General features: G+C 74.1%; 11 protein-coding genes. 4 read left to right on the top strand and 7 right to left on the bottom strand.

The window, feature by feature from the left end; translation table 11 throughout:
• Positions 1-159: 159 nt before the first annotated feature.
• On the bottom strand, positions 160-1,635 hold the full coding sequence (locus tag O4U47_RS30390; RefSeq protein WP_270681442.1) for an NAD(P)H-hydrate dehydratase: 1,476 nt from the start codon (positions 1,633-1,635) through the stop codon (positions 160-162).
• Positions 1,636-1,894: 259 nt separating this feature from the next.
• On the opposite strand from O4U47_RS30390, the gene O4U47_RS30385 reads away from it, so the two are divergent.
• A complete protein-coding gene (locus tag O4U47_RS30385; RefSeq protein ID WP_270681440.1) occupies positions 1,895-2,446 on the top strand; it encodes a DUF4913 domain-containing protein in 552 nt (183 codons plus the stop codon).
• Here the strand turns inward: O4U47_RS30385 and O4U47_RS30380 are convergent.
• The 3 genes from O4U47_RS30380 to coaA form a co-directional block, all read right to left on the bottom strand.
• On the bottom strand, positions 2,414-3,580 hold the full coding sequence (locus O4U47_RS30380) for a glutathionylspermidine synthase family protein (RefSeq protein WP_270681439.1): 1,167 nt from the start codon (positions 3,578-3,580) through the stop codon (positions 2,414-2,416). The two genes, O4U47_RS30385 and O4U47_RS30380, sit on opposite strands and share 33 nt — an antisense overlap.
• A 10-nt stretch (positions 3,581-3,590) precedes the next feature.
• Positions 3,591-3,983 carry a hypothetical protein gene (locus tag O4U47_RS30375; RefSeq protein WP_270681438.1) on the bottom strand — a complete coding sequence of 131 codons (393 nt, stop codon included), beginning with the start codon at positions 3,981-3,983 and terminating at the stop codon, positions 3,591-3,593.
• Positions 3,984-4,119: 136 nt separating this feature from the next.
• Entirely contained in the window at positions 4,120-5,025 is a 906-nt protein-coding gene (gene coaA / locus O4U47_RS30370) for a type I pantothenate kinase (protein ID WP_270681441.1), read from the bottom strand.
• 320 nt (positions 5,026-5,345) lie between these two features.
• Here coaA and glmS point away from each other — a divergent pair, with 320 nt between their 5' ends.
• Complete coding sequence (gene glmS, locus O4U47_RS30365; protein WP_270681437.1) at positions 5,346-7,199, top strand: glutamine--fructose-6-phosphate transaminase (isomerizing); 1,854 nt, start codon at positions 5,346-5,348, stop codon at positions 7,197-7,199.
• A 137-nt stretch (positions 7,200-7,336) separates the two neighbouring features.
• Complete coding sequence (locus tag O4U47_RS30360) at positions 7,337-8,857, top strand: M1 family metallopeptidase (RefSeq protein ID WP_270681436.1); 1,521 nt, start codon at positions 7,337-7,339, stop codon at positions 8,855-8,857.
• Between the two features lie 78 nt (positions 8,858-8,935).
• On the opposite strand, the gene glmM is transcribed toward O4U47_RS30360, so the two are convergent.
• From glmM to rplM, 3 genes are all read right to left on the bottom strand, one after another.
• A complete protein-coding gene (gene glmM, locus O4U47_RS30355) occupies positions 8,936-10,276 on the bottom strand; it encodes a phosphoglucosamine mutase (RefSeq protein ID WP_270681435.1) in 1,341 nt (446 codons plus the stop codon).
• A gap of 166 nt (positions 10,277-10,442) precedes the next feature.
• Positions 10,443-10,955 (bottom strand): 30S ribosomal protein S9, encoded by a 513-nt coding sequence (gene rpsI, locus O4U47_RS30350; protein ID WP_270681434.1) that lies wholly within the window; start codon positions 10,953-10,955, stop codon positions 10,443-10,445.
• Positions 10,956-10,992: 37 nt separating this feature from the next.
• On the bottom strand, positions 10,993-11,442 hold the full coding sequence (gene rplM / locus O4U47_RS30345) for a 50S ribosomal protein L13 (RefSeq protein ID WP_270681433.1): 450 nt from the start codon (positions 11,440-11,442) through the stop codon (positions 10,993-10,995).
• A gap of 600 nt (positions 11,443-12,042) precedes the next feature.
• Here rplM and O4U47_RS30340 point away from each other — a divergent pair.
• The coding region (locus O4U47_RS30340; RefSeq protein ID WP_270681432.1) for a hypothetical protein at positions 12,043-12,283 on the top strand (241 nt) is incomplete at its 3' end.

Here is a 12,283-nt window from a genome sequence, read left to right as displayed (position 1 = left end):
CCGGCCGACCCGCCGCCCGCCCGCACCGCGAGGAACCCGCCGGACGGCAAGCAGGTCCGGGGAATCGCCCGGCTCACGCCGTCGCCGCCAACCACCCCGACCACGCACCCACCCGCCACCCGACAACGCTTCCCGCGGGTCACCGTCGCTGCCCACGCCTCACCGTCTCCAGTCGTCACGGCCCTCGGCCAGGTTCAGCAGCGCCTTCGGGATGCCCTCCCACAGATCCGTGGCCGAGATGGGGGCTCCTCCCCTCGCCTCGGTGGCCGCACGGCCGTGGACGTGGGCCGCGCACACCGCCGCCTCGTGGGCCGGTAGGCCCGCCGCCAGCAGCGAGCCCGCGATGCCCGCGAGCACGTCGCCGCTCCCGGCCGACGCCAGCAGCGGCGTGCCCGCAGTGGCCGCCGCCACCGGACGGCCCGGGGTCGCCACCAGGGTCGTCGACCCCTTCAGCAGCACCGTGCACCCGAACCGCCCCGCCGCCCGTTCCACGTGCTCCAGCCTGCGCGCCTCCACGTCCGCCCGGTCGGTCCCCAGCAGCCGTGCCAGCTCCCCCGCGTGCGGAGTGAGCAGGGTCGGCGCCTCCCGCCCCGCCGGGTCGGCCCCCTCGTGCGCGATCAGGGTGAGCGCGTCGGCGTCCGCCAACACGGGGACCTCCGACGCGAACACGCCCCGCAGCTCCTCCGCCGCGCGGCCGTCCGTCCCGCGCCCCGGCCCGATCACCCACGCCGCGACCCGCGCCCCCGGGTCGGCCCGGCCGACCACCGCCTCCGGCCAGCGGTCGAGCACCCGGGACGCCACGGACTCGCCCCCCAGGTAGCGCACCATCCCCGTGCCGGTGCGCAGGGCCCCGCCCGTGCAGAGCACCGCCGCGCCCGGGTAGGCGTCCGCCCCTGCGGCCACCCCCAGCACGCCGCGCCGGTACTTGTCGTCGTCGCGTCCGGGCGCCGGGAGCAGGGCCGCGACGTCCGCGTCGTCGAACGCCTCCAGCACCGGCGCGGGAAGGTCCGGTCCCAGCCCGATATCGACCATGGCCACCCGGCCCGCGTACCCGGCCCCCGGGTCGGCGAACAGGCCGGGCTTGCCGGTGCCGAAGCAGACCGTGACGTCGGCGCGCACGGCCTCCCCCTCCACCTGTCCGGTGTCGGCGTCCACCCCGCTGGGCAGGTCGACCGCGACCACCGGTGCCGCCGCCCCCCGCGCCGACGCCGCCAGGCGGGCGTGCGGCGGGCGCAGGCCGCCGCGGCCGCCGATGCCCACCAGGCCGTCGACGACCAGGTCGGCGGCGCGGATCGCGCGCTCCGCCCGCTCCGGCTCCCCGTCCGGGCGCCGGGCGCGCCCCCCTGCCGCACGCAGCGCCGCCAGGCCCGCCTCGTGGGTCTTCGACCCGGCGAGCAGCGCGGTGACCTGGGCCCCGCGGCGGGCGAGCCCGGCGCCGGCGTAAAGCGCGTCCCCGCCGTTGTCGCCGCTTCCGACCAGCAGCACCACCCGCGCGCCGTACACGCGCGGGAGGGTGCGTGCGCACACCACCTCCAGCGCGGTGGCCGCCCGCGCCATCAGCGCCCCGTCGGGCAGGCGCGCCATCAGCGCGCCCTCCGCCGCCCTCACGACCTCCACCGTGTGCGCCCTGCGCATCAGGTCCTCCGGTCCCATCCGTCCCGGGTTCGGCTCCGGCTCCGGATCCCCGGGCCCGGCTCACCCCCGGCCTCGGTCCGGTCCCCGGCTCTGCCCCGGGTCGGTTCCGGCCCCGGCTCGTCACCGGCCCCCAGGAGCATGCCCCACGCGGGGCCGCCCGACCCCGCGAGGGCGTGTCACCGGGCACCGGACACGGCTGATTTACTTGCGTGAAGGCCCGCGAAACCGAGCACCACGGGACGGCACAGGACACACCCGCATGACCTCGACCGATGAACGCACCGCGGCCGGCGACGCCCTCGCCGAACGCGTCACCCACCTGCAGAACGCCATGCACAAGCTGGGCGCGGACGTCATCCGCCTGCAGACGCAGCTCGCCGACGTGGCCGCGGCCCGCCCCGAGGAGGAGACCGACCCGGGCGAGGCGCCCGCGCCGTTCATCTTCAACATGTCCCGGGAGGCCTACAAGGCCGAGCTGGCCGCCCTCGTCCGGTGGGTGGACGGCTTCCTGGTCCCGGTCTACGTCGGCGACACCGCCGCCTGGTGCCCCGCCTGGTGGGAGCACCACGAGGCGGTGGGCCGCCTGCACGCGCTGCGCCTGGCCTACACCGAGCTGGCCGACACCGCCTCCGCCGGGGCGGCCGGGCCGGCCCGCTGGCACGCCGAGCACCTCGACCCGCTGCTGTCCCGGCTGCTCGCCGAGGAGGGCCCGTTCTCCGGCTGCCTGGGCGGGGCCGGGCACGTGGAGCGCCGCAGGCCCACACCGCGGGCGGCCGCCCTACAGGCGGATCAGGTGCGGGACGAACGATGACGTGTCGTCGGTGATGAGGTTCCCGGTCTCGCGGACGCCCAGGCCCGCCGACCCGTCGCCGACGACCCAGGCGCCCAGCACCGGGTGCTGGCCGTCGAAGGTCGGCAGCGGCGCGAACTCCTGGTACACGTACCCCTCGGCCCCGTAGTCGCCGGGCCTGCGCTCCAGCTCACCGCCGGGGACGGTGATGGCCATGCCCGCCCCCTCCCGTCCGAGCAGCGGCTTGGCGATGTAGGCGTCCATCCCGCCGGGGTCGCCCAGCCGCGCGGGCAGCAGGTTGGGGTGACCCGGGTACATCTCCCACAGCACCGCGAGCAGGGCCTTGTTGGACAGCACCATCTTCCACACCGGCTCCACCCAGGCGGTGGTGTCGAGGTTCTGCAGCACCAGCGGCCCGAACCGGTCGTGGATGAGCCACTCCCACGGGTACAGCTTGAACGCCGACCGGATGCGCTGTTCGTCCAGGTCGACGAAGGCCTGCTCCCCCTGGTGCCAGCCCACGTCCTCCAGGGCGGTGTCGCGGGTGGCGAGCCCTGCGGCGCGCGCCGTCTCCTCCAGGTAGGCGGTGGTGAGCGCCTCCTCGCCGGTCTCGTCCTCGCTGGTCCAGGCGAAGTGGACCCGCTCCCCCGGCAGGCGCGGCGCGATCTCGGCCCAGCGCTCCACCAGCCGCTCGTGCACCGAGTTCCACTGGTCCTGGCCGGGGTGGACGTCCTGCATCCAGTGCCACTGCACGACGGCGGCCTCCACCAGGGCGGTGGGGGTGTCGGCGTTGTACTCCAGCAGCTTGGCGGGGCCGCTCCCGTCGTAGACGAGGTCGAAGCGGCCGTACAGGTAGGGGTCGCCGCGCCGCCACGAGTCCCGGATGAACGGCGCCGCCCAGTCGGGGATGCCGAAGTCGGCGTAGCGCTTCTCGGCGACGACGAACTCCACCGCCTCCAGGCACATGCGGTGCAGCTCCTCGACGGTCCGCTCCAGGCGGAGGACCTCCTCCATCGCGAACTCGTAGTGCACCGACTCGTCCCAGTAGGGCCGGGTGAGGTGCTCGGGGTGCACCGAGACGTGGAACCCGAGCCCCTGCTCCTCGACGATGTCGGGCCAACCCGGCCGCACCGGGTTTCCGCTGCTCCTCTTCACCTGTGCCCCCTCAGCTGCCGCTGCCGCCGCGGCCGCCCATGCCGCCCCGCTGGATGACCCGGCCGCTCTCGGTGACCACGCGCGCGTCGGAGGGCCGGGTGGTGGTCCCGCCGCTGACCCGCCCGCTGCCGGCGGTGCCGCCGTAGTAGAAGAAGTAGCCGCCGGTCCGGGCGCCGCCGCTGGAGGAAGAGGAGTCGTCGTCGCACCGGTCCTCGTCGACGACCCTGTACGACCCGTCCGACCGGCGGTCCTTGTCGACGCACCGCGCGGTCACCGTGTCGGGGCTGCCGCACCCGGCCACGGCCAGCGACAGCGCGCTCAGCGCGCTGACGAACACCGTCGCCGAGCTCTTTCGCCCCGTGGTCCGAAAGCTCCCTCGGTCCTGCTCGTCCTGGGGGATCATGCTCTGTGGGCCCCTTTCCGCTCGTGTCCCGCCCCGGTGTGACGCGGCTCGCGGCGGCGCCGTTCCGCGCCGGGAGGGTCCGGATACGGCCAAGGGTCCCGGATCGGACGGGATCGGACGAGGGGCGGGCGCGGGGTCAGGTCTTGCGCAGGCGCACCCGCCGCACCCGGTGGTCGGGCCCCTTGTGCAGGACCAGGGTGGCCCGCGCCCGGGTGGGCTGGATGTTCTCCACCAGGTTGACCTCGTTGATGCTGCGCCAGGTGTTCATGGCGAACTCCTTGGCGCGCTCCTCGTCGACCGTGGTGGCCATGGAGTGGAAGTAGGAGCGGGGGTCGGAGAAGGCGGTGCGCCGCAGCTCCAGGAACCGGTCCAGGTACCAGGTGCGGATGTGCTCGGGCTTGGCGTCCACGTAGATGGAGAAGTCGAAGAAGTCCGAGACCGCCAGGTGCCCGGCCAGCGGGGGCTGCAGCACGTTGATGCCCTCCACCACGAGGATGTCGGGCCGGTGCACGGTCTGCACCGCGCCGGGGACGATGTCGTAGTGCAGGTGCGAGTAGAGGGGGATGTCCTTGGCCGGCGCCCCGGCCTTCATCTCCTGCACGAAGCGCACCAGGGCCCGCCGGTCGTAGCTCTCCGGGAACCCCTTGCGGTTCATGATCCCGCGCTCCTGCAGGACCCGGTTGGGGTAGAGGAAGTTGTCGGTGCTGACCAGCTCCACGTCGGGGTGGTCGGGCCACTGGGCGAGCAGGGCGCGCAGCAGCCGGGCGGCGGTGGACTTGCCCACCGCGACGCTCCCGGCGACGCCGATGACGAAGGGCACGGGCCGGTCGTCCTCGCCGAGGAAGGCCCGCACCGCGCCGTGGCGCTGGCGGGTGGCCTTGACGTACAGGTTGAGCAGCCGGGAGAGGGGCAGGTAGATGTCCCTGACCTCGTCCAGCGACGTCGGGTCGGAGGTGCCGCGCAGCACCTCCAGCTCGGCCTCGGTCAGGGACAGCGGGGTGGCGTCGCGCAGCGCCGCCCACCCGTCGCGGTCCAGCTCCACGTACGGCGTCGAGAAGCCGTTCTTCGTCGCTTGTGACACGTCTGCCCACTTTAGAGGAGCCCTGCCCGGCTCCGGCCGACCGGGGCACCCGGGCGCGCGCCGCGGGGCCGCCCGGGTGCGGCGCGCCGGATCCGGCCGTGTCTTTTTTGAGTGCTTCGCCACGCGCGGCGCGGCGCCCACTCGGCACCCGCCCGGGTGCCCCCACCTGCGCCTCCTCACCGCCAGGTGCCAACTGGTCTATACCGCTACCTGCGAAAACAGCCAGTGGTCCAGTCCACGAAGGGGAGAAAAGCGCCCCCGGCTGAACTACTCTGGCGGCCATGTGCGGAATCGTTGGCTACGTCGGGCCGCAACCGGCGCTACAGGTCGTGGTGGACGGCCTCGCCAGGCTGGAGTACCGCGGATACGACTCCGCGGGCATCGCCGTGCTCAGCGGCGGCCGCCTGCGGACCGAGAAGCGGGCCGGCAAGCTCGCCAACCTGCGCGCCGCCCTGGAGGCGGCGCCGCCGGAGGCGGACGGCATCGGCATCGGGCACACCCGCTGGGCCACCCACGGGGCGCCGACCGACGTCAACGCCCACCCGCACGTGGACGGCGACCGGCGGGTCGCGGTCATCCACAACGGGATCATCGAGAACTTCGCCGCCCTGCGCGTGGAGCTGGAGGAGCGCGGCTGCAAGTTCACCTCCGAGACCGACACCGAGGTGGCCGCGCACCTGCTCGGCGAGGAGCTCAAGGACCGCGGCGACCACGACCTGGCCGCGGCGATGCGCGGCGTGTGCCGCCGCCTGGAGGGCGCGTTCACCCTGGTCGCGATGGAGGCGGACAACCCCGACCTGGTGGTGGCCGCCCGCCGCAACTCCCCCCTGGTGGTCGGGCGCGGCGACGGCGAGAACTTCCTGGCCAGCGACGTGGCCGCGTTCATCGCGCACACCCGCGACGCGATCGAGCTGGGCCAGGACCAGGTGGTGGAGCTGCGCCCGGACTCGGTGCGCGTCACCGACTACGACGGCCGCCCCGCCGACGTGCGCGAGTACCACGTGGACTGGGACGCCTCGGCCGCCGAGAAGGGCGGCTACGACTACTTCATGCTCAAGGAGATCGTCGAGCAGCCCCGGGCGCTCGCCGACACCCTGCTGGGCCGGGTCGCCGCCGACGGCACCCTCACCCTGGACGAGATGCGGCTCACCCCGGCCGACCTGCGCGAGACCTCCAAGATCGTGATCATCGCGTGCGGCACCTCCTACCACGCGGGGATGATCGCCAAGTACGCGGTCGAGCACTGGTGCCGCATCCCCTGCGAGGTGGAGGTCGCCAGCGAGTTCCGCTACCGCGACCCCATCCTGGACCGGCGGACCCTGGTGATCGCCATCTCCCAGTCCGGGGAGAGCATGGACACCCTGATGGCGGTGCGCTACGCCCGCGAGCAGGGCGCCCGGGTGCTGGCGATCTGCAACGTCAACGGCTCCACCATCCCCCGCGAGTCCGACGCGGTGCTCTACACCCACGCCGGGCCGGAGGTGGGGGTGGCCGCCACCAAGACCTTCCTCACCCAGCTCGCCGCCTGCTACCTGGTGGGCCTGTACCTGGCGCAGGTGCGCGGGCACAAGTTCGGCGACGAGATCAACACCGTCATCGGCCAGCTCGCGCACATGCCCGAGCAGGTGGAGAAGGTGCTGGACACGGTCGACCCGGTGCGCGCGCTCGCCCGCTCCCTGGCCGACGCCGACACGGTGCTCTTCCTCGGCCGCCACGTGGGCTACCCGGTGGCCATGGAGGGCGCGCTCAAGCTGAAGGAGCTCGCCTACATGCACGCCGAGGCGTTCGCCGCCGGCGAGCTCAAGCACGGCCCGATCGCGCTGATCGAGGACGGGCTCCCGGTGGTCGTGGTGGTGCCCTCCCGCGAGGGCCGGGGCGTGCTGCACGACAAGATCGTCAGCAACATCCAGGAGATCCGGGCGCGCGGCGCCCGCACCGTGGTGATCGCGGAGGAGGGCGACGAGGCGGTGCGCCCGTTCGCCGACGAGCTGGTGGAGATCCCGGCGGTGCCCACGCTGCTCCAGCCGATCGTCTCCACGGTGCCGCTGCAGGTGTTCGCCTGCGAGCTGGCGCTGGCCAAGGGCAACGACGTGGACCAGCCGCGCAACCTGGCCAAGAGCGTCACGGTCGAGTAGCCGGGCGCCTCCTGCGGCCGGATGGGGCCATGGGCCCTGCGGGACCGGTTGGCCACGGGCGGTGAGGGGTAATTGGGGATGCGTGTGCGGGTCCGCCCCGCGCGCATCCCCCGAACCCGAGACGAACAGGACCGCCCATGCGAGTGCGAAGAGGCGCCGCCATGGCGGCCGCCGTCCTGACCGCCCTGGTCCCGGCGACGACCGCTGCCTCCGCCGACCCCGGCGGCGGGATCGGCGACCCGTACTTCCCCTCATACGGCAACACCGGGTACGACGTCGGCCACTACGACCTGCGCCTGGACTACACGCCGGACACCGACCGGCTCAAGGGGACCGCGACGCTGGTCACCCGGACCACCGAGGAGCTGGACTCCTTCACCCTCGACTTCCTGCTGGACGTCGACTCGGTCCGGGTGAACGGGCGCCCCGCGGACTTCTCCTCCGAGGGCCACAAGCTCACCGTCACCCCGAAGAGGCCGGTGGCCGACGACCGCCAGATGACGGTCGTCGTCAAGTACTCCGACACCCCCTCCACGGCCGGCTGGGGCGGCGTGCCCACCGCGTGGCACCGGGGCGAGGACGGCGTGGTCGCGCTCGGCGAGCCGGAGGCCTCCTGGTGGTGGTTCCCCGCCAACGACCACCCCCGCGACAAGGCCACCTTCGACGTGCGCGTGCAGGTCCCCGAAGGCTACGAGGCGATCAGCAACGGCGTCCTCACCGGGCGGCAGACCCGCGGCGGCAAGGACATCTACCTCTGGCGCCAGGACCGCCCCGCCGCCACCTACCTGGCCACCCTGGCCGTCGGCGACTACGAGGTCCACGAGGACGAGACCGCCTCGGGCCTGCCGGTGTACAACGCCTACGCCCCCACCCTGGGCGACCTGGCGGGCCCCGCGCGGGCCAGCATCGAGCGGGGCGCGGAGATCCTGGAATTCCAGGAGGAGAGCTTCGGCCCCTACCCGTACAACGCTCTGGGCGGCGTCGTCGCCGGGCCCGACACCGACCTCGGGTTCGCGCTGGAGACCCAGACCCGGCCGGTGTACAGCCACGCGTTCTTCGCCCGCGGCTCCAACACCTACGTCGTCGCGCACGAGCTCGCCCACCAGTGGTGGGGTGACCACGTGTCGGTCGACACCTGGCAGGACATCTGGCTGAACGAGGGCTTCGCCAGCTACGCCGAGTGGATGTGGTCGGAGAACGAGGGCGAGGGCACGGCCCAGGAGCTCGCCGAGTACACCTACTCGCGCTACCCGGCCGACAGCGACTTCTGGACGGTCCCGCCCGGCGACCCCGGCTCCGACGACGTCTTCCACAGCGCCGTCTACGACCGGGGCGCCCTGGCCGTGCACGCGCTGCGGGTGGAGGTCGGCGACGAGGACTTCGACGCCATCCTGCGCACCTGGCAGGAGGACCACGCGCACGGCAACGGCGACGTCGGCGAGTTCATCGCCCTGTCGGAGAAGATCTCCGGCAAGGACCTGGGCGGCCTGTTCGACACGTGGCTCTACACCCCCGAGCGCCCGGCCTCGGCCCCCGGCGCCGAGGGCGACGGCCCGACGACCCTGTCGGCCCCGGCCGAGCCGGAGTCCTGGGACACCATCCAGCGCAACCGCGAGCTGTTCCACGACGGACAGCACGGGCAGCACGGCGGGCACTAGCCGGTCCCCCCGGGCACAACGACGGAACGGGGCGCCCCCTGCGCGGGGGCGCCCCGTTCCGCTGTTCCGCCGCCCGGGTCAGCCCAGGTGCTCGCGCACCGCCCCGGCCAGGGCCTCGGCCACCTCGGCCGCCCGGTCCTGGGAGGGGGCCTCCACCATGACGCGCACCATCGGCTCGGTGCCGCTGGGCCGCAGCAGCACCCGGCCCTCGCCGCCGAGGTCGGCCTCGGCGCGGGCGACCGCCTCGGCCAGCCCCTCGTCGGTGGCGGCCCGGTGCTTGTCCACGCCGCGCACGTTCACCAGCACCTGCGGCAGCCGCACCATCGCCTTGGCCAGCTCGTCCAGGGCCAGCCCGCGGCGGCTCACCGCCCCCAGCAGCTGCATCCCGGTCAGCAGGCCGTCGCCGGTGGTCGCGTGGTCCAGCAGCACCACGTGCCCGGACTGCTCGCCGCCCAGCGAGTAGGAGCCCGCGCGCATGGCCTCCAGCACGTAGCGGTCGCCGACCGGCGTCTCCACCACCGCGATCCCGGCCTGGGCCATGGCCTGCTTCAGGCCCAGATTGCTCATCACCGTGACCACCAGGGTGGAGTCGGCCAGGCGCCCGGCCTCGTGCAGCTCCAGCGCCAGGATCGCCATGATCTGGTCGCCGTCGACGACCGACCCGTCCCCGGCCACCGCCAGGCAGCGGTCGGCGTCGCCGTCGTGCGCCAGCCCGGCGTCGGCGCCGTGCTCGACCACCGCGGCGCGCAGCGCCTCCAGGTGGGTGGAGCCGCACCCGGCGTTGATGTTCAGCCCGTCCGGCCGGTCGCCGATGGTGACGACCTCGGCCCCGGCCCGGCGCAGCGCCTCCGGCGCCACCCCGCTGGCCGCGCCGTTGGCGCAGTCCACCACGACCTTGAGGCCGTCGAGGCGGTGCGGGAGCGCGGAGAGCACGTGCGCGATGTAGCGCTCGGCGCCGTCCCCGGCGTCGCTCACCCGGCCCACGTCCCCGCCGACGGCCCCCTCGGCGGGCGCGCCCAGGGCCGCCTCGATCTCGTCCTCCACCGCGTCGGGCAGCTTCTGCCCGCCCCGGCCGAAGAACTTGATCCCGTTGTCCGGGGCGGGGTTGTGGCTCGCCGAGAGCATCACGCCGAAGTCGGCGCCGAGCTCGCCGGTCAGGTGGGCCACCGCCGGGGTGGGCAGCACCCCCAGCCGGACCACGTCCACGCCGGCCCCGGCCAGGCCGGCCACCACGGCCGCCTCCAGGAACTCGCCGGAGGCGCGGGGATCGCGGCCGACCACCGCGGTGGGCCGGCGGTCGGGGCCGGCCCCGCGGCCCAGGACGCGCGCGGCGGCGGCGGACAGCTCCAGTGCGAGGGCGGCGGTCAGATCGCGCCCGGCGACCCCCCGCACCCCGTCGGTACCGAACAAGCGAGCCACAGCTGTTAGCCCCTTCAATCGAAGCGGAAAAGGGTCAGGGAGAGGGGATGCCGCCGACGGGCGCCGGGAAACAGCGATGGCCCGCACTGGCCACCCCGGTGGTACGGGGGACCGGCGGGCCATGGCGTGCGGCGCCCAGGGGGGCGCCGGTGTCCTCGGCTGCGCGTCAGCGCTTGGAGAACTGCGGGGCCTTGCGGGCCTTCTTCAGACCGGCCTTCTTGCGCTCCACCTCGCGGGCGTCGCGGGTCAGGAACCCGGCCTTCTTCAGCGACGGGCGGTTGTTCTCCGGGTCCAGCCCGGCCAGGGCGCGGGCCAGCCCGTGGCGCAGGGCGCCGGCCTGGCCGCTGGTGCCGCCGCCGTCCAGGCGGGCGAACACGTCGTAGGCGCCCTCGAAGCCGAGGCTGACCAGCGGCTCCTTGATCTCCTGCTGGTGCACCTTGTCGGGGAAGTAGACCTCGAGCGGCTTGCCGTTGATCTTCCACTCCCCGGCCCCCGGGGTGATGCGCACGCGGGCCACGGCCTGCTTGCGGCGGCCGGTGCCGGCGCCCGGGCCGGAAGCCGTGGGGACGTAGGCCGCGTCGGGCGCCTCGGGCGACTCGGTGGTGTATTCGGCCGGGAACTCCGCGTCCCCGTCGAACTCCTGGGTGACGTCTTCGATGCCGGTGGTGGGCTCGACCACGGTTCTCCTCGTACTTCCTGTTGGCTCTCGCGAACGCCTAGGCGGGCTGCTCGATCTTGCTGATCTCGAAAGGCACCGGCTGCTGCGCCTGGTGCGGGTGCTCCGGCCCGGCGTAGACCTTCAGCTTCTTGGCCATCTGGCGGCCGAGAGAGCCCTTGGGGAGCATGCCCTTCACGGCCTTCTCCACGGCGCGGTCGGGGCGCTTCTCGAGAAGCTCGGCATAGCTCACGCTGCGCAGACCGCCCGGGTAGCCGGAGTGCCGGTACGCGCGCTTCTGCTCGCGCTTGCGACCCGTCAGCGCCACCTTGTCGGCGTTCACGACGATCACGAAGTCGCCCGTGTCGATGTGCGGCGCGTAGTAGGTCTTGTGCTTGCCTCGGAGCAGCGTTGCGACGTGGCTGGCCAGCCGGCCGAGCACGACATCGCTTGCGTCGATGACGTGCCACTGACGCTGGACATCGCTGGGCTTGGGGCTGTATGTGCGCACGATCGTAAGCCTTCGTCTCTGTCGGCGTGGTCCGTACCCTCCTGCGCGAAGGGCCGGGGACTTATTCCTGGGCCGGCCGCCTCGGGCGGGACCCAGGCGTTCCGGTGTTGAGTGCGCGGACGATGATGCGTGATCGGCGCCCGGCGACGACTCGCGGGAACCCACGGCAACTCAACGCACAACGACGGAGTATCCTATCGGCATACGACACCGCAGGTCAAAACGGCCTGTGGCTGCGCCGGACCCGGTCCGGCGGCCCGCCTACCGTGACTACTCCTTCTCTCATTATGCCCCGCCGCGCGAGTGCTTCGTCCGTCCCGCGCGCGCGGGGTGCGGGAGCACCGGCGCGGGGCGGGCGCTAAAGTCGGCGGAGAGCTTATCGTCCCCGTGCGCCGAGCGCACCGGCGACGCGCCCGGCACCGCCGATCGACGCCCGTGCCGACTCCGCCCGCCCCCAGGCCGCGCCCCCACCCTGCAGGGCCCGCGGCCCTCCCTTTTCCCGGACGCCCACGGAGGAGTCCCATCTCACCGCATCCGAACGAGCCCAGCGACGGCCGCCCCGGCCCCGGAGACGGCGCGCCCGGGCGACAGGAGCCCGACATGAACCAGGAGCCGAACGCCCCCGGCCCGCAGCAGCGCCCGCAGGGCGCCCCACAGCAGGGGCCTCCGCAGGGTGCGCGCCCCCAGGGGCCGCCCCCGCCGCCCAACGGCGCGCAGGGGCCCGTACAGGGCCCCGCGCAGGGGCCGCCTCCGGGGGCACCGAACGCGCATCCCCCGGGCGCCCCGGGTCCGGGCGGCCCCACCGGGGGGCAGCGCCCGCTGCCGCCGCCCGGCGCCCAGC

The organism is Nocardiopsis suaedae (assembly GCF_027706745.1).
Classification (GTDB): domain Bacteria; phylum Actinomycetota; class Actinomycetes; order Streptosporangiales; family Streptosporangiaceae; genus Nocardiopsis_A; species Nocardiopsis_A suaedae.
The sequence above is the reverse complement of the archived record's forward strand: the minus strand, read 5'-3'. Positions and strand labels throughout refer to the sequence as shown.